Origin of the sequence: Peptoniphilus ovalis (assembly GCF_018919265.1) — a bacterium.
Taxonomy (GTDB): domain Bacteria; phylum Bacillota; class Clostridia; order Tissierellales; family Peptoniphilaceae; genus Peptoniphilus_A; species Peptoniphilus_A ovalis.
This window is the reverse complement of record NZ_JAHLQO010000006.1, coordinates 96,675-119,136: the sequence shown is the minus strand read 5'-3', so window position 1 is coordinate 119,136 and position 22,462 is coordinate 96,675. Positions and strand designations below refer to the sequence as shown.

Sequence of the window (22,462 nt, the reverse complement as noted above, 5' to 3'; positions counted from 1 at the left end):
TGCTCCTCCTTATAAAATTTATATCACAAAACTAAATAATATTAAATATCAAAAATGCGGTTAAGATTAAACTCAACCGCATTTTTTTAATTAATTATTATAATTTAAAACTTTTACACTAGAAAGTTTCATTGCAAATTCTACACAAACTATGGCTGCTAAAGTTGGAAGTAACCATGAAAGTCCATATTGAGAAAGTGGTAATGATTTTTCTAAATTAGTTAATAAAGGTAAATTAACATTTAATGTGCTTGAAAGCACAGATATTAAAGGAAAACCTACTGAAAATAAAGCAGTTGCCTTATATGTTAATTTAGAATAATTTACAAAATCTGAAGTTATTCCCATTGCTATTAATACAAGCGCAACTGGATATATTATAGTAAGAAGTGTCACTGATAATGCAAGCAAATTATTAAGTCCAAAGTTTGCCATTAAAAATGAAAATAATGTCCATATTACAACCCATGCACTGTAAGACAATTTCTTTTTAAATAATGTATAAAAATATTCAGATCCACTTGATATAAGTCCTACACATGTTGTAAGACAAGCAAGTGTAAAAATCATTGCAAGCAGTACTAAACCTGAATTTCCTAGCACAAGTTTCACAGCTTCTGTCAAAACTACAGCCCCATTTTCTGAACCTGCAAAAGCCTTAGAAGTTACTGCTCCTATAGTTGAAAGCATTGCATATATTACAAATAATACAAATCCTGCAACTAATCCTGCCTTAACAGTATATTTAGTTACATCTTTCTTATCTTCAATTCCAAATCTTCTTATAGCAAGAGTGACAACAAAACCAAAATTAAGAGCTGCAACTGCATCCATTGTTTCATATCCTGCTAAGAAACCTTTGACTACTGGTGCCTTTAAATAATCTCCAGTAGCAACAGCAACTTCTTTTGGTAAAAACATAACTCTTACAAACATTATAGTTATAAGTAAGATAAGCACTGGTGTCAAATATTTTCCGACTCTTTCAACTAATTTATTTGGTTTTAAGCATATCCACATTGCAATTGCAAAAAATACAAAAGTATATACAAGTCGTGCTAAGTTCATATTAAAACTTGCTGGTATATATGGAGCAATTGCCATTTCAAAAGGAACTGATCCCGCTCTTGGTATTCCAAGTCCAGGTCCTATTGATAAATATATTGCAGTTGTAAATACTAATGAGAAAATTGGATTTACTCTGTTTGCAAGATTTTTAAGCCCATCTGTCTTTCCCACTGCTATTGCTCCAAATATTGGAAATAAAACGGCAGTAACTGAAAAACTAAGTAGAGAAACAAATGTATTGCTACCAGCCTGATTACCTAGTAAAGGTGGAAAAATTAGATTTCCCGCTCCAAAAAATAAACCAAATAACATTATGCTTACTTGTGAAAACTGACTTTTTGATAATTTTTTCATTTTTACCTCCTAAAATTAAATTTTATTAAATAAAAAAAGTCCCTTGTCTATAAAGACAAAGGACGAAATTCCGCGTTACCACCTTAATTCTTACAATTATGTAAGCACTCTTAACAAGCATCTATCAATGCCGAGTATAAATAACGCCTACTAAAGCGGCAACTCTTACTAAAGTTCAGAATTGCATTAAGAAAAATGATTTTCGAACTTATCTCCATTATAGGTTTTCACCAAGCACCTACTCTCTAAAAACTTTAATAAGTCTACTCTTTTTTTCCAATATTTTTTTAATAAAATTATTTTTAATAAAGCTAATTATAAAACTATTTATTTTCTTTGTCAAATAAAAATTTTATTTTTTTCTAAATTTAGTAGTAAAACATATATCATTTGATTATAATTATTATTAAGGGAGGTTGAAAATGAGTAGTAGTTTAGGACCTATACATTATTTAATGTATGAGAAAATAAAATTTCAAGATAAGATTACAGAAAGACTTTTATCAGAAGATAAGCTTAATGAGTTAAATAAAATTATGCCGCCAGTTCCACTAGATAATCTAAAAGATATTTTAGATCAAGATAATATTCACGGATTTTTATCTGCAAAGATTGATGTAGTTGAATCAAGACTTGCCTATGCAATTAATAATGGTGAAAATATTTACGAAAAGGCATATGAATTTGGAAGAGAAATAGCTCCAGATAAATTAGAAAGTAATGAAGAAATTTTCGACTTCGTAAACAAAATTATCTTAGATGGAATGCCATGCGATCATGCACTAACTGCAGCAGTTGATGCTAATGGAGATTTAAATTTAATTTTAAATGTAAATACTCATAAGAAGTATGAAGATAATCCACTTGAAATTAATCCAGAAGATAGCCTTGATAATTCTTGTGCAGGGGAACATGATCATGATGACCATGAAAGTTTTCATGTTCAAGAAAATGTAGAGATTAATGCAAATAATAGCGATAGCAAATACTTAAAACTTCGAGAAGAACTTTTAAAAGGATTCTTGGAAAATTCAAATCATGATGTTAAAAGACATGGCAGCAACTTTATAATAAAGTAAATATGTAATTTAAAAACCCGCAACTTAATGTTGTGGGTTTTGTCTTAATTATTTAATTTCCAGGACTCAGCCTTAGATTTTGCATTTATTAAATCTGAATATATGCCATTGTTTTTAATAAGTTCATCGTGATTTCCTCTTTCGACAATTTCTCCATCTTTTAAAACTAAAATTTGATCTGCATTTCTAATTGTCTTTAGCCTATGGGCAATCATTATTACTGTTTTATCTTTTGTTAGTGACTCTATTGCTTCTTTTAATTTGTCTTCATTTTCTGGGTCAATATTTGCTGTTGCTTCATCAAAAATAATTATTGGAGCATCTTTTAGCATAGCTCTTGCTATGGAAATTCTTTGTTTTTCTCCTCCTGAAAGGCTCGCTCCTCCTTCTCCGATTAAAGTGTCGTAGCCTTCTGGCAGACTTTCTATAAATTCATGACATCTTGCTTTTTTAGCAGCTTCTATTACTTCTTCATGGCTTGCATTTTGTTTTCCAAATTTTATGTTGTTTTCAATTGTATCTTCAAATAAATAGACATCTTGAAATACCATGGAAATTGAATTCATAAGATTTTCTATCTTATAATTTTTAATATTTTCTCCACCTATTAAAATTTCGCCAGAATTTACATCCCAAAATCTCGCTATGAGATTACAAAATGTTGTCTTACCAGATCCCGATGGACCAACTATGGCAGTCATGGTATTTTCTTTTATCTCAGCTGAAACATTTTTTAAAATTGGTCTGTCATCATAAGAAAATCTCACATTTTTAAATTCTATATTGTGATTTTTTATTGGTTCTGTAATACTTCCTTCTTTCATATCAGGCATAGAGTCTATAAAACCAACTGAATCTATGGCATTTTCGCAAGCTCTTAGGATTGCCATGTTTGATCCTGCCCCGATTAATCCTTCAAAGATAATAAAGGATGCCATAATCATAAGAATTGTTTCAGCAAGTGGAAGTTCACCAGATAAATTTAATTTTAATGATACATAGACCATAAATATTGTTGTTATTCCCATTACAATTCTTTGAATAACTGTGTATGGTGCAACAGATTTTTCTAGGTCAAAGAGTATTCTTGATGTATCTTTTATAGACTTTCTCAAAGCTCTGTTATTTTCTCCACCAAGATTATAGGATTTTATAACCTGCATACCTTGTAAAGTTGCTAATACTTCTTTTGTAAGTCTTGTTTGTGTTTCTGTCATCTTGTCTGCATTGGCTGATGATTTTTTCTCCATCATTGACGTAACTATAAAGAAAACTATTACACCTGCTACTGCAACAAGCCCTATCTTTACATTAAAAATTAAAGTTCCAAGGACAAAAACTAAAGTATTTAAAACTCCACCAAGTACAAGAACCAAAAGCATAGGCACCCACATTTCCGCTTGGGAAAGTGAAGATGTGGAAATAGTAGTTAATCTTCCTAGTGAAAAGCTTGAAAAGAAACCCATAGGAACTCTTTTTATCTTTTCTCCTATTTCTATCCTCTTATGGGCTGCCATAAAATATCCTGCATGAGTCTGTGCCATTTGAGATATTTTTTGAGTAAGAATTTTGCCAATTAAAGATACTAATAATATCCCTAGGCTAACAAATATACTCTTGTAGTTTATGCTTTTATTAAAAATACTTACTAGCATATAATAAATTGCTCCAAACTCAAGAGCATTAAAGATTGCGTGGAGTAGTCCTGCAATAATAGATTTTTTTATATTTCCTTGTTCCTCTTTAGAAAAATTCCATATCTTTTTAAAAACTTTAAGCATTTTCTTCACCCCTTAAGCTTGACTCATACATTTCTTTATATAAGCTAGATGATTTGAGAAGTTCTTCATGACTTCCTTCTGCATCTAATTTTCCATTATTAATTACAAATATTTTATCTGCGTCTGTAACTGTCTTTAACCTGTGAGCTATAATAAGCAAAGTTTTTCCTGCGACTAGATTTGCCAAGGCATTTTGAATTAATGCTTCATTTTCAGGGTCGATGTATGAAGTTGCTTCATCTAAAATTATAATTGGAGCATCTTTAAGCATGGCTCTTGCAATAGATATTCTCTGTCTTTCTCCACCTGATAGATGTCCACCTCCTTCACCAACTTTTGTATCATATCCATCTGATAGATTCATTATAAAATCATGGCAGGCTGATTTTTTGCACACTTCTATTATTTCTTCATCGCTTGCATCTTTTTTACCTATTCTAATATTTTCTTTTATTGACATATCAAACAAGAAATTATCTTGAGAAACAAAGGATATTAGTGATGATAATTTCTCAAGGGACATATGGCGAGTATCAACTCCCCCAATCTTTATATTTCCCTTATCCACATTCCAAAAACCTGCAATAAGTTTTGCAAGAGTAGATTTCCCAGATCCTGATGGACCAACTAAGGCTGAAACTGAATTAGGATTAATATCAAAACTTATATCATCAATAACCTTTTTATCCTCTTCATAAGAAAATTCAATATTTTCAAGTTTTATGCTATAATCTTTTTCACTTATACCTTTTTCTTCATTTTCAAGCTCTCTTGAATCTAAAATTTTTCCTATTTCAGAAGTTATAGTTGATATTCTTGACATATCATCCATATAGTTCATGATTTTTAAAATGCTAGAAACCGTAGCAAAGGATAATACGATTAAGGTAATTAAATTTCCTAAATCAATACTTCCATTTATATAAAATAAAATCCCAAAGGGTATGATTGTAATAATTCCCATAGGAGAAAGAAGTCTTCCTATTGCAACCCTATTCATAGATTCACCCATCCAGTTATAATAAAAACTTGCATTGTTATAAACTGCATCAGCGTATTTTTTATAAGATGATTCGCTTTGATTAAAGGTCTTTATTACTTCTATCCCATTGATATACTCAACAATGGAATTATTCATATGTTGACCAATGGCAACTGACTTTCCAAACATTTCCTTATAATGAGCATTCATAACAGACATCATGGTAGCCATTCCTACCACAAAAGGAATTAGTGATAGCAAGGTCAATCGCCAATCTAAGGTAAACATATAAATAAATAATAGAACAGGTCCTACTAAGTTTGCCGTAAATTCTGGTACTAGGTGGGCAAGTGATGTTTCCATGCTATCAACTTGTTCTATTATAATATTTTTAAGTTCTCCAGATGATCTTGATAGCACATCACCCAATGGCATCTTAAATAATTTTTTTGAAATATCATTTCTAATTTCTCCTAATGAATTAAAGGTTGCCGTATGAGAAATACTTGTTGATATTCCTGCTGCAATTTCTTTTATAACAAATAAGAGTAAAATCATCAAGCAAAGTGATTTATATATACTTATATCACTTATGCCCTCAAGTATATTCACAATAATTTTTGCCATATAAACATATGAAAAAAGACCAGCCACAACTCCAATTATTGCTAAAATAACAGATAAAAAGTATGATCCCTTTCTTTTATTTACATATTGTTTTATTAAATCCATAAAATCCTTCCTTTTGTTAATTTATTTTAATAAGATTTTTAAAATTTTATCTTTATCTTTTTCCGAATTAAATTCCTTAAAATTATTTTGATCTAAGTGCAAAATTATATTACAAGTATTCATTAAAAATTCATAATCGTGTGAAATTAATAAAATTAATTTTTGTTTTTCTTGTAATTCTTTTAATTTTCGAGAAATAATTCTCATATTATTTCCATCTAATCCGCTTGTTGGCTCATCAAATAAATATACATTTCTTTCTAAAAGTTCAGATACAGCAATTGTTAACCTTTGCTTCTGCCCGCCTGATAAAATTTGTGGATGTAAGTCTTTTACACTTTCCAACTTAAAATCTTTTAAAATTTTATCTACATCGGCCTCAGGATCATTTAGCTTTAATTCATCTTCCAAAGAAGCTTCAAATAAATTACTATCTGCATTATTAGACAAATAAAATATTTTCTTTAGTCTTTTTCTTTTATTTAAAACATTTCCATTAATTGAAATTTTCCCACTCTTTTCTTTTAAAAGCCCTGATAATAACTTAAACAATGTGCTTTTACCAGCACCATTATCTCCAATAATTCCATAAATATTCCCACTCTTAAAAGAATAAGATAAATTTTTAAAAACTTGTTTTTTATTATATGAAAATGAAATTTTATCCAAGTCCAATGAGTTAACTTCATTTAATTTTTGAGTGTTGGTAATAACTTTATCAAGTGAATAAAATCTAAGTCCCTTATCTATAAAAAACTCATCTGCAAATGAATTTAGTTCATCTCCTGTAAAGGAATCTATTATCTCACCATCTTCTAAATAATAAAATCTATCTACAATATCTTTTAAATAATAAATTCTGTGCTCTGAAACAATTATTGTCTTCCCTTCATTTTTTAAAGAGAGCATTAAATTTCTCAAAACTTCAACGCTTTTCATATCTAGATTAGATGATGGCTCGTCAAATACATAAATTGGTGGATCAAGTGCATTAATTGAAGCAATGGCAACCTTCTGCCTTTCTCCGCTTGATAGATGAAATAAATTTTCATGTATCAAATCATATCCATTAATTGAAGAGAGAGCTTTTTTTATTCTCCTATCTATTTCCTCTCTTTCAAGTCCATAATTTTCAAGACCAAAGGCAATTTCATCTTCTACATTATCAGCAAAAAATTGACTTTTTGGATTTTGAAAGATTGATCCTACTTTTTTTCCAATATCATATAATTCTTTTTCCAAAAGATTCTCGCCATCAATTTTTATTTCTCCATTTACTACTCCGTCATAAAATTTATAAGCAAGACCATTTATAAGTCTAGTAAGAGTAGTTTTCCCCTACAATGTCAAGCAATTGTTACATAAAATTAGACGATATTTCTATCGCCTAATTTATATACAAAACTTTTATTTTAACTTTTTTATACGTTCACTTTCTGTTAGAATCCTCATTTGTTCAATAGCAATTGCATTTAATTTTTCTATCCTATCAGTTGCATCCATTCCCTCATTTATAAAAACAGCATTTAAGTTCTCAAGATTTGATAAACACACTAATTGTGATATATCAGCATAGTCTCTCATATTTCCTTTTAACTCCGGATTATTTTCACGCCATTCTTTTGCTGTCATTCCAAACAAAGCTACATTTAATATATCTGCTTCACTTGCATAGATATAGTTTATTCTTTCCTTTGATAATTTTTCAGGGACAAGTTTATTCTTAATTGCATCTGTATGAATTTTGTAATTTATCTTAGCTAAATTCCTCTTGATATCCCAACCTAATTGTTTTTGTTCTTCTTCTTTTAAGCGCTCAAACTCTTTAATAAGATAGAGCTTAAAATAAGGTGATACCCAAGACGCAAATTCAAAAGCTATGTCTTTATGTGCATATGTTCCACCATATCTTCCTGCTTTGGCAATAATTCCGATAGAATTCGTCTTATTGACCCATTGTTTAACCGATAAAATAAAACGATTAAAACCTGCTTCATTTTTAATTCCCTCGAATTCGGTGGAATTAAAATTCGCATTATACATTTCTTCCCATATTCCTAAAAATTCAATTGTATTTTTATTCCTTAGCCATTTTTCTATCAGTGCCACACCATTTTCAACATTTCTAACCATGTCGGTTAAAGAAATATAATCTCTATTATCTATGGCAATAATGCTAATTTCTGATCCTTCTACATTTATTTTAGACACAAAAATCACCTCACAATATCTCATTTTAACTATAATTATATCATTTTTTTGTTTGTTCCTAAAGATTTACCCTATCAACTCATAGTAAACAGTACTATTTATTTCCGCAAATTTTCTCGCCATTATTTACATTTTGGCGTATTAAAATTAAAGTTGGCGAGATTATGAGTTACTTTTAATACTATCCATCTATATTTCTACAATTTCTATTTCTTCACTTCTTGATACAATTATCTTATCAATTTTATTGTCTAAATAAGCCTTCAATAAACTTTCTTCGTCTAAGACTGTAATATCCGTTTCTTTCCTTGAATCAATCTTCTCTGACTTCAATTCTTCCAATTTACTCTCCAATAATATCTTTTTATCTTGGATAAAAGTTTTTTCCTTTAAATAGTCCTCTTTTGAAATATTTTTCTTTTTATAGTTTTCATAGATGATTTGTAAATTACTGTTTAATATGGATATTTCCTTTAGAATCTCTTCTTTCACATTCTTGTGTTCTATGACTTTCTCTTCATTTAATGTGTTTTGAATCTTAAAATCTTTTAATTTGGGTTTTATAAGTTCAATAATATCTTTCTCTTTGATATTGTTTGGTGTTTTCTCAGCTTTACATAAATTACAATAATAACTTTTATACTTGTATATTTTATCTGAATTTTTCTTTTGTCTAATATCACTGCGAAAACTCATATGTCTACCACATTCTTTACAAAAAATCTTATCAGAAAAAATAGAACGATTTTTATTTCCTGTATATCCTCCAAAACTTCTTTTTTCTTTTATTTTCTTTACCTCATCAAATACTTCTCTTGAAATAATCGCTTCATGGGTATTTGGAAGAATTTTCCACTCCTCTTCAGGAAGTAAAATTCTTTTTCTTCCACCTATTTTTGTTTCTTTGAATTTATTATATACATAATCTCCTGTATATAGTTCGTTCCTTGTAATCTGTGAGATAGCTGCGTTTGTCCAAACTCTTTTCTTTACCTCACTTCCAGTAATTAAATTTCCAGTATAATCAGAAAGTTTCAGTTCTTCTTTTCGTTCAGAGCGTGTAATATAACCTTTTTCATTAAATATATTAGCCACTTGAATACACGAATATCCTTTTAGCAATAAATCAAAAGCTTCTTTAACTATAAAAGCTGTTTTTTCATCAATGATAATACTATGTTTATCTTTAGGATCTTTAATATATCCAAAAGGTGCTGCCCAATTTATATTTTTCCCCTGCGATTTAATTTGCCTAATAGAACTTCTTACCTTTTCAGATAATTCCTTACTGAATAAATCATAATACAATGTCTTAAACTGTGTATCTGTATCTAAGCCATTGCCTTGTTCTTTTAAAGAATCATAGTTGTCATTAATAGCAATAAATCGTATTTTTAGAAATGGTAATATATTGCTTAAGTAATCCCCAAGCAAAATATAATCTCTTGAAAACCTAGACATATCTTTTACAATTATAGTTCCTACTTTACCACTCTTTATATCCTCAATAAGCCTTAAAAATGAAGGTCTATTTGTATTAGTAGCAGAATATCCATCATCTACATATTCTTCTATTTCACAACTTTTTAAAGAGGTTTCATTTTCAATGTAGCTTTTTATATAATCTCTTTGATTTACTATACTTACACTTTCATCTACTTTGTGATAATCTTCTTCAGAAAGTCTTAAATATATAGCTATCTTATTCATGCTCTACCTCCAACTGCTTTCCCATATCTTTATCAAGATTAAACTTAAAATATATGGTAACCTGCTTATACTCTGATATTTCTATATGGCTAATTAATGTATCGACCAATTCTTTATCAACTTCTATGCTTTTATCATCCAAGCAGCAAAATAGTGCATCTATAAATTCTATAATTTCTCTTTTTTTATTTTTTATATTTCTTATTCTTTCATCAAAAACTTTTAACTCATTTTTTAAGGTTTTTATTTGATTATTTATTTTTTTACTTTCTATTTTAAAATCACTTAAAAGAACCTCTCCTTTAACATAGTTTTCATATTGTTCTTGTAGATTGATCCTAAGAGAAGCAATCTTTTTATTATTTACATCTGTTTTTATAGAAACTTGATTTATCTTTTCAGCACTTATATTTTCTAAATATATTTTTAGTTGTAATCTTTTATCCTTTTTATAAAAGCTTGAAAACAGTCTTTTAAAGGTATCTACTAAAATTTTGTCTAGGTCTGTTTCATATATTCTGACATGAGATTTTTCTAGTTTTAATCTGTCTCCACCTTTACAATAATAACAATAGCAAATCTCATCATTATATTTCAGTCCTCGTGGTCCATATTGTTTTTTCAAATATCTGCCACAAACACTGCACTGTATGAGGTCGTCATACTTTCCTTCTTTTTTATGATCTCTTTGAATTTTTACTCCAACATTTTCTTTTCCGTCTTTTATTATGTTTTTCAGTGAATGGTAAGGTAGATAGTTTTGTTTTTTCTCCTTTATCTCTCTGATATTTTCAAATGTAGTTTTGTCTATTAACCCTTTGTGGGTGTTCTCTGTTATAATCCACTCTTCTTTATCACGAAACTTACTTTTCCTACTTGGATCATGTCTATTTGAGTATACTCTTTGAATCAAATTCCCAATATATACTTCATCAGAAAGCATTTTTGATATATAAGAAATATCCCATTGTTTTGTATCTTCTTTATCCTTAAAAATTTTACCTGTTCTTTTATATTCATCAGGTGTCGTATATGTTTTAGTCAATTCTCTTGCTATTTGCATATTGGATTTACCTTGACTTGCCATATAAAAGATAAGTCTTACTACATCTGCTGCCTTTTCGTCCATCATCAGAACTCTTTTTCCATCAATTTTATCAACCTTATAGCCATACGGAGCCATTGCTCCTATAAAAGACCCTTGTTTCATTTTTATTTCTTTAGAGGCTTTTATTTTCTTTGAAATATCTTTTGCGTATAAATCATTGAAGATATTTTTTATTGCTATTTCATAACTCTGATCTGATTTTATACCGTCTTTGGTATCCAGATTATCATTTACGGAAATAAATCGAACTCCCAAAAATGGAAATACTTTTTCGATATAGTTTGCGATTTCTAAATACTCTCTACCAAACCTTGACATATCTTTTACTATGATACAATTTATCCTACCTGTTCGGATATCTTCCATCATTTCAATAAATGCAGGTCTTTTAAAATTTGTTCCAGAATATTCATAGTCCTTGTATACTCTTAAAATCTTTATATCTTTTTCTTTTGCAGCATTTATACAAAGTTCTTCCTGCATTTCAAGTGAATTACTTTTATCCCTGTAAGCTTCCTTTCTTTCCTGTGATAACCTAGCATAAATACCGGCAATGTATATTTTTTCAATCACCTTTCCAACTTCTGTTTCTGATTGTGATATATGCCTATTTTTTGTTCTAGCCATAGCATACCTCACTTTCAGCACTTACAAGACTTTTATTCATAACAGTGGGGATAGTTTTTGACTTCCTGCTTATATCGATACTTTTCTTTTTTATGGTGTTAGATTTAATGTCTGACTTATCCATTTTTGTCATTTCTTCAAGTAAAGACAATTCTTCGGTATGATTAAACCTAACATCTATCGTCTTATCTTCAGAAATAAAAATTTTATCAATGAGCATCACAACAGACAATCTATCTATTTCCGATAAATTTTTATACTTGTTAATGTCGATGATCCAACTCTTATTTTTGTCAATCTTATCCTTAGTATATTCCTGTTTTTTCAATCTATACTCGATACTTTCATCTAATTTAGTCAGTTTCTCTGTATAGTTTTTTCTAAAAAGTTGATATTCTTCTTTACTAATAACATCTTCTTTTAGGTCAAGGTATAGGGAAGATAAGAGTTCTTCTGTCATTGCTTTTTCTCGTTTTAGTATAGGAATTTGATTGTCTTTCAAATTTTTATTTATATCTATACGCTGAACTTTAGAATATAGATTTTCATTAAATTCAATGTAGGACTTCATTATTTTAGATACTGCTTTTATCAAGGTTTCTTCTTTTATGCTGTGTCTTGTGCAAGATTTTTCCTTGTTGTACTTTGAGCATATATAAAAAACCTCTTCTCTTTTTTTATACTTTACAGTCCTTCTAATCAAAGAACTTCCACATTCTTTACAAAAAAGCATTCCTGTAAAAATATCAATTTTGTCCTTTCCACGAGAATTATTCAAATCTCTTTTTAACATAGTATTTGCAATAGTAAAAACTTCTTTACTTATAATTGCTTCATGGGTATTTTCTACTCTTATCCATTCTTCTTTCTCTTTTTCTATCTGCTTTTTATTTTTATAACTTAAAGTAACACTCTTTCCCTGCAATGTATTACCAATATATACTTCATTTTCTATAATTCTATTTACTGTCTTTGCTGACCAAGTTCCACCTTTTGTATTTTGAAATCCATTACACTTAAATCCTTGACTTTCTTTATATTTTCTTGGAGTTAAAACTCCTAAATGATTTAGTTCATCTGCAATTGCCTTTGAGGAATATCCCAAGAGTTTCATATCAAATATATTTTTGATAATATCCGATATCTCTTTATCAATCACTAACTTGTTTTTATTCTCCTCAGACTTTTTATATCCATAAGGTGCAAAAGCACTGATAAAGTCTCCTTTTTCTCTTTTTATCTTTTGAGAGCTTTTTACCTTATTGGAAATATCTCGGCAATAACTGTCATTGATGAAGTTTTTTATAGGAAGTATAAGATGTGTATCGTTTATATCTGCACTTTTACTATCGTAATTGTCATTTACTGATATAAATCTTATACCATTTTCCGGAAATATTCTTTGAATATATTTTCCAGCTTCTATATAATCTCTTCCGAATCTTGATAAGTCCTTTACAATAATTGTATTGAACTTTCTATCATAGGCAGCCTTTATCATTTCTTTAAAATTGGGACGATCAAAATTTGCACCTGAATATCCATCATCTACATACTCTTTGACTATTGGAATTTGATTTCTTCTTGCATAAGAGTTTATAATTTCTCTTTGATTGGATATAGAGTTACTTTCTGTTTTTTCGCCATCTTCTTTTGATAATCTTAAATACATAACTGCCAAATTTTCTTTTGCTAAATTGTTTTTAAACATAAAAAAGCCTCCTTTAATTCAATTTACATACAATAAATCGAACCAAGGTTAGGCTTCCACAAAAATATTATAACGCTCCTTATATTTTTTGTCAGCCCCTAATAGACAGAAATTTTTTCTTTGATGTATTCCTCTACTAAATTTTCTAAACTAAATCCATTTTCATTAAATTTAACTTCTATATTCCAACCATCAATTTGATTTATCATATGTTTATCTTTTTTATCTGTTTTCATTTCTGTATTTATATTATGTTCATCACACATAATATCTTCTCCTTATCTTTAATTTTTTTAAGTTTTTTGACATTAACAGGCGTGTAGGTCACGACATTGGAATTTCACCACCGCCCCTTTTCAAGATGAGCCGGCAACAACTGTAGAAGTATCATTATCCCCATTTGCTTCAATGCATCAGTTTCCTAAGCTGAATATATAATTTCTTTTTGTCGCTCGTTTTCTTTTATCCTTCTTTTAACTAGAGTATTTATTTAAACCGAAATCCTTATCAGCAGAAATGTCATGGCGAAGAAATTATAAAGCTCCACAAATGGTTAATGTCCTGTCTTGGTCTATTCAGTTGTCAAGGTTCAAATTTCTATTAATTTCTTTTTTTATATAAAAGAGGACAAAATTCCCCTTCACTTTATAAAGGAAAATTTGCCCTCTTTGGTAACCAGAATTTATAGTTCTTCTATAAATTTCTTTAGTTTTTCTAAAATTTTATCTCGTCTTTTAATTAAAGTTGGATGTGAGATATTTTTAGTCTTTGCTACTGCACGAAGTGTTTCATCATTGAAATATAATCTTTCTATGATTTCCCGTTCATCCTTATTTAACTTTGACATTGCATTTCTTAGTGCTTCAATCATCATTTGTGTAGCTACAACTTTTTCAACATCAACATTTCTATCTTCTAGATTATCTTCAAAATTCCCATCGTGATTTAGAGACGAAAAAAATAGCAAGTGGTTTTTCTTGTCCACCTGCTCTAAATATTTTTCGTGTTCTCTTTCTTGCCAGTAGACTTTGTATATCTGCTCACTTACTTTGATTTTTTGCCCACCGACATAAAGGTAATATTCTTTTGTCATTTATATTTCCTCCATTCTTTTTTTGTCTTTATGTTTTCAGACAAAAAAAGGAGGACTCCTGCTCTTGGGCATGGTTAGTCCTCTAGAATGAAAGAAACTCTTTCTAATAGTAATTGTATTTAATTTTTTAACTGAGTTATCTAACTTGTAAACAGCATAAACCAAAGAAAAAAGGTAAATTTACTTTAATTATATTTTTTTGCATATTTTACCTCCATTCTTTTAAATCAATCCACTCATTATTCATTACTTGAATTTTTCAAACCAATTTTATCCATCCTATTTAGTTCCCCAAACATCATTACTACACCAACTATTATCATAATTAAATCTACAAGGGGTTCAGCAAACCATACTGCTTTAACGCCAAATATCATTGGTAAAACAATCATGGCAGGTACGAACAAAAATAACTGTCTTAGCATTACTATTATGCCGGCTTTTTTAGCGTTTCCTATTGATTGGAAGAATGTTATAGTCATTACCATTACTCCATATAGGATAAAGATAGAATAAAATAGTCTAAAGTTTTCTATTCCCTGAGTTATAATACTTTCTTCTACTCCAAATAAAGACAGAATATTCTTTGAAAATGCTAATGCTGGTATCCAAAATATTGATGCAAGAACTAATCCTCCGATAGAAAATACTTTCATAGCTTCTTTTACTCTGTCGTATTTTTTCGCTCCAAAATTTGTACCAACTACAGGTTGTAAACCTTGACTCATTCCCCAAAGTGGAATGAATGAAAAGGCATATATTCTAAGTGTTGCTGCCATCAAGATAGCATTTGTATCTCCGCCATATTTAAATGACATTTTATATAGCATTGTTTGTTGAATCATAAATAAAATTTGCATCATCATAGCAGATGACCCTACGCCAAACATTTCTTTTTTTATTTCCTGATCAGGTTTAATTTTATTTATTTTTACTGCTTTACTTTTATATTTGAAGTAATGGAGTGTTATTATTGCTTGAACAAATTGTGCTGTAATAGTTGCAAGTGCAGCCCCTTCAATTGCATATTTTCCCATTAATTTCATTAGAATGGGATCAAGAATTATGTTTAAAAAAGCCCCTAGCCCCATAATGAGCATTGCTTTTTTCATTAATCCTTCTCCACGCATAACCATGTTTGCTGATTGAGTAAAGTTTACAAATAAAGAACCAATGAAAATTACTCGTAAATATCTGATACCATATTCTTTAATTTCTCCACTTGCTCCAACCATATCTAAAAAATGTGGTGCAAGTAAAATTCCGCCTATTGTAATAATTGATGAGAATAGAATAACCCAAAAGATTAAATTCCCCATAATTTTATCAACTGTTTTTTGGTCACCCTTTCCTATAGCTCTTGATAAAACTGATGCTGAACCTACACCTATGAGTGTAGATACTCCACTATTAAAAAAGGTAAGTGGCATAGCTACACCACAAGCTGTCATTGCAGTTTGTCCTATAATATTTCCTGCAAAAATTCCATCCATTAGTGGATAAAGACCTATTACTATCATTCCTATTACAGCAGGGACAGATAATTGAAAAAGTAAATCTATGGGTCTTTTTGTTAATAATTGTTCTTTCATATCTTGTTTCATAAAATCATCCTCTATTAAATTTTATTCAATTTTCCAACCAGTAGCTTTTTCTCTTTTCTCAATAAAACTCTTGTATATGTGTGATTTTTCCATAAGCTCTTTATGTTTACCAATACTTTCAATATTTCCTTTATCCATAACAACAATTTGATCAGCATTTTTAATAGTTTCAAGTTTATGTGCAATCACAATTACAGTTTTATCTTTTAACAAATTGTTTAAAGCAGTTATAAGTTGTTGTTCATTTTCTGGATCTACACTTGAAGTAGCTTCGTCAAGAATAACAATTCTGCTTGGTTTTAGCATAGCTCTTGCTATAGATATTCTCTGACGCTCTCCTCCAGATAAATTTGAACCACCCTCTTGTAAAACTGTGTCATAACCATCTGACAACTTCATAATAAATTCATGACACTGTGCTTGCTTAGCAACATTAATAACTTCCTCATCACTAGCTTCTGGATTTCCGAACTTAATGTTGTTTTTTATAGTGTCATCAAATAAATAGACGTCTTGAAAAACAAAAGTGAAATTAGATAACAGATTGTCATACCTAAAATCTTTTATGTTATTATCATCAATCAATATTTCTCCAGAATCTACATCCCAAAATCTAGCTATCAAATTACAAAGTGTTGTTTTTCCACTTCCAGAACCACCTACAATTGCTGTAGTCTTACCTTTTGGAATATCTAAATTTAAACAGTTAAATAAGTTTTGTTCGTCATATGAGAAGTCAACGTCCTTTAGATTTATATCTCCTTTTTCAAAGCTTGTTCTTATGCCTTCTGAAATTGTTGGTAGATTCCTAAGTTTAGCAATTGAATCCAAGTTTTGTATAGCTATTCCTCTAACGTTTTGCATACTTCCAGCCATTTCAAAACCAGAAAAAACAATAAAACTAGACACTACAAGCATTACAGCTTTATAGTGATCAATTTCTCCTATACAAAATCTATAAATAGCTGAAAATATAATAAGACAAATCCCTAATTTAAATATAATTAGAAATATCAAAGCAGCAGGTGCTACAGTTTTTTCAACATTTATAAAGCCTCTTCTATTTTTATAAATCTCTCTGTCCAATTCTTTAGTCATTTCACCACTTTTTCCAAACGACTTAATGACGCTAATACCTTTAACATACTCTAAAGTAGATGCGTTTAGATTTATTTTCAACGCTTGTAATTTTTTAGTCAACTCATCTGATTTCTTTTGAAAGATAACATTGCATAACATTCCTAAGAATAAAGTTCCTAAAATTATAGAACCTGTAACTATATCAAACGGAATCATAAATATCGCCATTATTATAGTTTGAATTACTCCCACAAATAAAGTTTCTATTATATTAACTCCTACGGTTTCAAGTTCACCTATAACTGTGGTTAATCCGCCTGAAATGTTTCCAAGGCGATTACTGCTAAAATATCCCATATTCACTTTTTTTAGCTGATCACCTATATATAGCCTATTTTCTGCTCCCATATTGTAAGTTGCGATGTATTTATTTCTATCAGCCATATAACTAGATAATATTTTCCCTACTACACTTAGTAGAGCTATTGCAAATACGACATAGATGTCTTCTTGTGTAATATTTCTTCCTTCAAATATATTTTGAAATATTTTAAGTAAAAGCAACATTGTAGCTCCAAGGGATATTCCTTCAAATATACTTTTTAATACTTCAAAGAAAAACATCTTGCTAATTTTGGAAGATTCTTTTCCAGCGACCCAATATAACTTGTGAATTAATTCTTTCATTTACTCACCCCTATCGTTTGATAAACTTATGTGTGATTTCCACATTTTTGCATATGTTTCACTTTTTCCAAGAAGTTCTTTATGAGTTCCTTCTGCTTCAATTTCCCCATTGTTTAATACTATGATCTTATCGGCTCCTATTATTGTAGAAAGCCTATGAGCAATCATAATAACCGTTTTATTTTCAACTAATGCATCTATAGATTTTTGAATTTCAGCTTCATTATCTGGATCAGAATATGCTGTAGCTTCGTCTAATAAAACTATTGGGCTATCTTTAAGCAAAGCTCTTGCTATTGTAAGTCTTTGTCTCTCTCCTCCAGACAAGTTGCTCCCAGATTCTCCAATTATGGTTTCATATCCATTAGGAAGACTCATAATAAAGTCATGACAAGAAGCTTTTTTACAAGCGTCTTTTATCTCTTCAATACTAGCATTTTGATTTGCCATTATCATATTATCTATAATACTTTTTCTAAATAGATAATTTTCTTGTGATACATAGGTTACAAGTTCCATGTTCTTTTCAAGAGAAACATCTTTAAGATTTACATTTCCTACGGATATTTTTCCTTTATTAATATTCCAATATCCCGCAATTAGCTTAGCAATAGTGGATTTTCCACCGCCAGAATAACCAACAATAGCTGTAAGTTTATTTTCTTTTGCACTAAAGGATAAGTTATCAAAAACTTTTTTCTTATCATTATAGGCAAAACATACATTTTCAAAATTAATATCGTATGATCTTATTTTTTCCTCTCCATTACCTCGTTCTAACTCTGGTAACTCCATAACATTTTTTATTTCATCTATTACAACTCTTACATTCGCCATAGTATCCATATGACTCATAGCTTTAATCAAAGGTTTGTAGCAGGCATAAGATAATAAAACACACATTATTAGATTGCCTACTTCAATACTTCCATTCATATACAAGTATAAAGAAGTTGGTAAAACAAATAATAAAGTTGATGGTAAAACTTCCATTGCTGCTGTCATATAGAAACAAACACTTAAATACCAATTTAGCATACTGTCTCTATTACTATTTACAGCATCTACAAATTTTCCATATGATGATGCAGATTTATTGAATGCCTTTATAACTTGAATACCTCTAATATATTCAACAGCTGTTGTATTCATGTTTTTTGCGGCTTCTTGATAATTTCGTGATTTTTCTTCATATCCACCCATCATTAGAATTGAAAATAACACCCCTAGTGGTAATGTAATAAGATTTGCAATTCCAATCCTCCAATCCATTATAAAAATAATAACTACTAAAGCGATTGGAATGATAAGATTAGCTATTACTTCAGGAATAACATGAGCTATCGGTTGCTCAATTTTATTCAAAGTTTCTACCATAAACTGAGTCCATTCTCCACTAGATCGTTTTTCAATCTCTCCCATTGATAATCTATTAATTTTTCTTACAAGTTTCTTCCTCTCATCCTCTATTATGCGAAATGCTAAATTGTGAGAAATTAAAGTTGAAATCTCATGAAAAATAACACTTCCTATTAACCCACCTAAAATAAGCAAAATTGGTCTTATATAGAATTCTAAATCTGTATTACTAATTGCTATATTTTGAGTAATCTTAGCTAAAGCAAAATATGGTACAACACTACAAAAAACACCAATTACTGCAATAATAACTGATGATAAAATTTGTCCTATATGCTTTTTTAAAACTTCCATTACGCACCTCCTAAATTATTTAGCCTCCATAGCTCTTAACAGCTGTCCTATATTATCAATATAAAAATCTTCTGTTATTATCCCATTCTCTAGTTTTACAAGTCTATCACATGTCTTTGCTATAAATTCAATATCATGAGAAATTATCAAAAATTTTGTTCCTTTTTTTTGTTCCTCTTTGATTAATCTCCCCACCTTATCCATACTCCTGAAATCAAGCCCTGATGTCGGCTCATCCAATATAATAAAAGGTGTTTCTCTCAACATAGCTACGCATAGAACCAATCTCTGTTTTTGACCACCTGATAAAGTTGCTGGATGCTTATCTCTTATATCAAATAATCCAACTTTTTTTAAAAGTTCCTCTGCTTTCGTGATATAACCTTCTCTATTTTTTAACCCAGTTAATAATTCATCCATCAAATCTTCCCCAAATAATTGAGAGTCTAAATCTTGAGGAATATACCACACTTTGCTTAACCTCATCTTTTTATTAGCTTTGAGTCCATTTATCTTTATTTCTCCATCAGTCTGATTTTGAATCCCAGAATAAATTTTACCGAGTGTACTTTTACCTGTTCCATTTATTCCTACTAAAGCAATAGTCTCATTGCTATCAAATTTAAGTGACACATCTTTTAGTACGAAATTATTTTTATATTTTTTACTAATATTTTTCACCTCAAAATCAAAAGAATTGTCACTACTAATTTCTTTTTCTTTAACTTTGTGGTCATCTACAACAATATCATTAAGATTTATTGAGCGTAAGCCCAATGCATTTAAGTCTTTTGAACTGATTTTTTCAAATTCTTCTGCTTTATAACTATTTATTAAAGATCCATTTTGTATCAATAAATACCTATCAGCTATTCCTTTTAAATAAAATAACCTATGCTCAACAATTACTATAGTTTTTCCTTCTTTTTTTAAGTCCATTACAAGTTTTGAAAATTTATATATTGATTGTAAATCAAGATTTGCAGATGGTTCATCAAATACATAAATAGATGGTTCAATGGCTCTTGCTGAACAAATTGCTACTTTTTGCCTAATTCCATAGGATAAATTGTATATCCTATTATTTAGCAATTTATCAATATTCATTTTCTCAGTTGATTCATTTACTCTTCTTATTATTTCATCACGCTTATATCCCAAATTTTCCGGTCCAAATGCAATTTCTCCATTAACTTCATTGGCAAAAAATTGGCTTCTAGGATCTTGAAATACATTACCGACTAACTTTGCTATTTCCCAGGATTTTAAATTTCTGATAGATTTGCCATCAATAAATACTTCTCCATCTAAATTTCCTTCGTAAAAATTTGGAATTAATCCATTTATAGCCCTTGTCAAAGTAGACTTGCCACATCCCGACTCCCCTATAATTACACAACATTCACCATCTTTAATGTCTAAATTTATATCTTTCAACTGTTCATCTTTATTGCTATTATATGAAAAAGATAATTTCCTAATTTCCAGTTTATTATTCAATGATGCACCTCTCATATAAGACATAATATAAATAAAACAAAGCTTGCAGTTATTATAATTATGTCTAATTTACACAACTTGTTACTATAATATGAATCCCTTTTTATTGGGTTTTCAATTCCTCTAACAATCGCTGCTGCTGATAATTCATCTCCTACTTTTATAGAACGAAAAATTAAAGGAACTATAGCATATTCAAGAGTCCTCAAAGGATTTGATAAAATATGAAAAAAGTTACCTGTAAATCCCCTTACTTTCATAGCTTCTTTTATTGTTCTAAATTCCCCAGCAATTGTTGGTACAAATCGAATAATTACCGTTAATATAAGTACAAAATTTCGTGGCAACATTAATTTGTGAAATATTGAAATTAATTTTCCTGATGGTATCTTAAAAGTTAAAAATCCTGCCATGATTGGAACTATGAATTTATACAACATTCCCAAAAGCATTGGTGAAATTATAACTACACCACTAGGTATCATTTTTAATAACCAAAATGTAGTAAAACTATATATCATAAAATAAATTATGCTCTGTTTGATAAAACCAAAATATGCTAAAAGCATACAAAGCCATCCTACAAACAGAGCATGCATATAGTAACTTTTTGTAAATATTGACACCATACAGGAAATAATAGTTAAAAAAAGACAAGTTATTCCACTTATTTTTTCTATTTTCATTTCCCATATATCTCCATTTACTCTAAAATACCCGCCTTTTTAAAGTGCTTTTTAAGAATTTTTTGTGCAAACAAAACACCTAAAGCAGATAATATAACGGTTATTGTTACACCTAATAATAGTAGTTTTGGTGAAGATACCAAATTATATTGCAATGTTAATGTCTTATCTGCAAACCCACTCTCTAAAGCTTGCTTTTGATAAGATTCCCAAGCTATCCAACATGGAACTCCTATTCCCATGAACATACCAGCACCATAAACACTCCAGCCAATCATATTTCTTATTGGATTTATATAAGTATCTTTGCCTATCATTACTATTTCACACAAAATAGCAAGTCCAATAAAATATGGAAGCATAAACACATAACCCATAGCTGCTGTGATAAGACCATAAATTAATATCCATATAAATAATAGCCCGTGTTTATTAAGTCTGTTAGCTGCTACTAAGTAGAAAATAGCTCCTATAAACATTTCAATTCCAGCAGTACCATAAATATATACAACTGGAACAGCAACCATACTCATTCCAATAACAATAGAAATTGCATAAAATAAAGCAATCATAATAGCTACTGTTACTACATCTTTTGTAGTCATTTTTTTATTGTTCATAAAACACCTCCGTTAATTAATAAAATGTACATAGAATGTGTATAGAGAATATTTACAAAAAAATATCCATCTCAACTTTATTATAAAGTAAGATGGATATTTTCTTTATAACCTGA

At 29.5% G+C, this 22,462-nt stretch carries 17 protein-coding genes, 1 pseudogene and 1 other annotated feature; of the genes and pseudogenes, 1 reads left to right on the top strand and 17 read right to left on the bottom strand.

Features of this window, described 5'->3' with window-relative positions:
- Window positions 1-90: 90 nt before the first annotated feature.
- Window positions 91-1,422 (bottom strand): branched-chain amino acid transport system II carrier protein, encoded by a 1,332-nt coding sequence (gene brnQ, locus KQI68_RS09295; RefSeq protein ID WP_216549846.1) that lies wholly within the window; start codon window positions 1,420-1,422, stop codon window positions 91-93.
- A gap of 55 nt (window positions 1,423-1,477) precedes the next feature.
- Window positions 1,478-1,711, bottom strand: a binding site (T-box leader).
- 133 nt (window positions 1,712-1,844) lie between these two features.
- On the opposite strand from brnQ, the gene KQI68_RS09290 reads away from it, so the two are divergent.
- Window positions 1,845-2,501 carry a hypothetical protein gene (locus KQI68_RS09290; protein WP_216549845.1) on the top strand — a complete coding sequence of 219 codons (657 nt, stop codon included), beginning with the start codon at window positions 1,845-1,847 and terminating at the stop codon, window positions 2,499-2,501.
- 44 nt (window positions 2,502-2,545) lie between these two features.
- Here KQI68_RS09290 and KQI68_RS09285 read toward each other — a convergent pair whose 3' ends face one another.
- From KQI68_RS09285 to KQI68_RS09215, 16 genes and pseudogenes are all read right to left on the bottom strand, one after another.
- Complete coding sequence (locus KQI68_RS09285; protein ID WP_216549844.1) at window positions 2,546-4,282, bottom strand: ABC transporter ATP-binding protein; 1,737 nt, start codon at window positions 4,280-4,282, stop codon at window positions 2,546-2,548.
- Window positions 4,275-5,996 (bottom strand): ABC transporter ATP-binding protein, encoded by a 1,722-nt coding sequence (locus KQI68_RS09280; RefSeq protein ID WP_216549843.1) that lies wholly within the window; start codon window positions 5,994-5,996, stop codon window positions 4,275-4,277. Before KQI68_RS09280 ends, KQI68_RS09285 begins: the two co-directional genes overlap by 8 nt.
- A 21-nt stretch (window positions 5,997-6,017) precedes the next feature.
- On the bottom strand, window positions 6,018-6,971 hold the full coding sequence (locus KQI68_RS09275) for an ATP-binding cassette domain-containing protein (RefSeq protein WP_343221718.1): 954 nt from the start codon (window positions 6,969-6,971) through the stop codon (window positions 6,018-6,020).
- A pseudogene (locus tag KQI68_RS10380) lies at window positions 6,960-7,322 on the bottom strand (ABC transporter ATP-binding protein); the annotation flags it as partial. The pseudogene KQI68_RS10380 and the gene KQI68_RS09275, both read right to left, overlap by 12 nt.
- A gap of 81 nt (window positions 7,323-7,403) precedes the next feature.
- Entirely contained in the window at window positions 7,404-8,207 is an 804-nt protein-coding gene (locus tag KQI68_RS09270) for a KilA-N domain-containing protein (RefSeq protein ID WP_216549842.1), read from the bottom strand.
- A gap of 189 nt (window positions 8,208-8,396) precedes the next feature.
- Window positions 8,397-9,917: a recombinase family protein gene (locus KQI68_RS09265; RefSeq protein WP_216549841.1), complete on the bottom strand. Its 1,521-nt coding sequence runs from the start codon at window positions 9,915-9,917 to the stop codon at window positions 8,397-8,399.
- A complete protein-coding gene (locus KQI68_RS09260) occupies window positions 9,910-11,652 on the bottom strand; it encodes a recombinase family protein (protein WP_216549840.1) in 1,743 nt (580 codons plus the stop codon). Before KQI68_RS09260 ends, KQI68_RS09265 begins: the two co-directional genes overlap by 8 nt.
- Complete coding sequence (locus KQI68_RS09255; RefSeq protein ID WP_216549839.1) at window positions 11,645-13,363, bottom strand: recombinase family protein; 1,719 nt, start codon at window positions 13,361-13,363, stop codon at window positions 11,645-11,647. Before KQI68_RS09255 ends, KQI68_RS09260 begins: the two co-directional genes overlap by 8 nt.
- A 98-nt stretch (window positions 13,364-13,461) precedes the next feature.
- Window positions 13,462-13,629, bottom strand: a complete 168-nt coding sequence (locus KQI68_RS09250; protein WP_216549838.1) for an aminoacyl-tRNA hydrolase — start codon at window positions 13,627-13,629, stop codon at window positions 13,462-13,464.
- A gap of 416 nt (window positions 13,630-14,045) precedes the next feature.
- On the bottom strand, window positions 14,046-14,456 hold the full coding sequence (locus tag KQI68_RS09245; protein ID WP_216549837.1) for a sigma-70 RNA polymerase sigma factor region 4 domain-containing protein: 411 nt from the start codon (window positions 14,454-14,456) through the stop codon (window positions 14,046-14,048).
- A 239-nt stretch (window positions 14,457-14,695) separates the two neighbouring features.
- Window positions 14,696-16,060, bottom strand: a complete 1,365-nt coding sequence (locus KQI68_RS09240) for an MATE family efflux transporter (protein WP_216549836.1) — start codon at window positions 16,058-16,060, stop codon at window positions 14,696-14,698.
- A 21-nt stretch (window positions 16,061-16,081) separates the two neighbouring features.
- On the bottom strand, window positions 16,082-17,827 hold the full coding sequence (locus KQI68_RS09235) for an ABC transporter ATP-binding protein (RefSeq protein WP_216549835.1): 1,746 nt from the start codon (window positions 17,825-17,827) through the stop codon (window positions 16,082-16,084).
- On the bottom strand, window positions 17,828-19,540 hold the full coding sequence (locus tag KQI68_RS09230; protein WP_216549834.1) for an ABC transporter ATP-binding protein: 1,713 nt from the start codon (window positions 19,538-19,540) through the stop codon (window positions 17,828-17,830).
- A gap of 15 nt (window positions 19,541-19,555) precedes the next feature.
- Window positions 19,556-21,064 carry an ABC transporter ATP-binding protein gene (locus KQI68_RS09225; protein WP_216549833.1) on the bottom strand — a complete coding sequence of 503 codons (1,509 nt, stop codon included), beginning with the start codon at window positions 21,062-21,064 and terminating at the stop codon, window positions 19,556-19,558.
- Entirely contained in the window at window positions 21,052-21,726 is a 675-nt protein-coding gene (locus KQI68_RS09220) for an energy-coupling factor transporter transmembrane component T family protein (protein ID WP_000687642.1), read from the bottom strand. Before KQI68_RS09220 ends, KQI68_RS09225 begins: the two co-directional genes overlap by 13 nt.
- 17 nt (window positions 21,727-21,743) lie before the next feature.
- The gene (locus KQI68_RS09215) at window positions 21,744-22,346 is read right to left on the bottom strand and encodes an MptD family putative ECF transporter S component (RefSeq protein ID WP_001060382.1); all 603 of its coding nucleotides are present in this window, start codon (window positions 22,344-22,346) and stop codon (window positions 21,744-21,746) included.
- Window positions 22,347-22,462: the final 116 nt, after the last annotated feature.

Bases quoted from the DNA above. Each gene is read 5' to 3' on its own strand.
- brnQ (WP_216549846.1), bottom strand. From the start codon at position 1,422: ATGAAAAAATTATCAAAAAGTCAGTTTTCACAAGTAAGCATAATGTTA.
- KQI68_RS09290 (WP_216549845.1), top strand. From the start codon at position 1,845: ATGAGTAGTAGTTTAGGACCTATACATTATTTAATGTATGAGAAAATA.
- KQI68_RS09285 (WP_216549844.1), bottom strand. From the start codon at position 4,282: ATGCTTAAAGTTTTTAAAAAGATATGGAATTTTTCTAAAGAGGAACAA.
- KQI68_RS09280 (WP_216549843.1), bottom strand. From the start codon at position 5,996: ATGGATTTAATAAAACAATATGTAAATAAAAGAAAGGGATCATACTTT.
- KQI68_RS09265 (WP_216549841.1), bottom strand. From the start codon at position 9,917: ATGAATAAGATAGCTATATATTTAAGACTTTCTGAAGAAGATTATCAC.
- KQI68_RS09260 (WP_216549840.1), bottom strand. From the start codon at position 11,652: ATGGCTAGAACAAAAAATAGGCATATATCACAATCAGAAACAGAAGTT.
- KQI68_RS09255 (WP_216549839.1), bottom strand. From the start codon at position 13,363: ATGTTTAAAAACAATTTAGCAAAAGAAAATTTGGCAGTTATGTATTTA.
- KQI68_RS09250 (WP_216549838.1), bottom strand. From the start codon at position 13,629: ATGTGTGATGAACATAATATAAATACAGAAATGAAAACAGATAAAAAA.
- KQI68_RS09245 (WP_216549837.1), bottom strand. From the start codon at position 14,456: ATGACAAAAGAATATTACCTTTATGTCGGTGGGCAAAAAATCAAAGTA.
- KQI68_RS09240 (WP_216549836.1), bottom strand. From the start codon at position 16,060: ATGAAACAAGATATGAAAGAACAATTATTAACAAAAAGACCCATAGAT.
- KQI68_RS09235 (WP_216549835.1), bottom strand. From the start codon at position 17,827: ATGAAAGAATTAATTCACAAGTTATATTGGGTCGCTGGAAAAGAATCT.
- KQI68_RS09230 (WP_216549834.1), bottom strand. From the start codon at position 19,540: ATGGAAGTTTTAAAAAAGCATATAGGACAAATTTTATCATCAGTTATT.
- KQI68_RS09225 (WP_216549833.1), bottom strand. From the start codon at position 21,064: ATGTCTTATATGAGAGGTGCATCATTGAATAATAAACTGGAAATTAGG.
- KQI68_RS09220 (WP_000687642.1), bottom strand. From the start codon at position 21,726: ATGAAAATAGAAAAAATAAGTGGAATAACTTGTCTTTTTTTAACTATT.
- KQI68_RS09215 (WP_001060382.1), bottom strand. From the start codon at position 22,346: ATGAACAATAAAAAAATGACTACAAAAGATGTAGTAACAGTAGCTATT.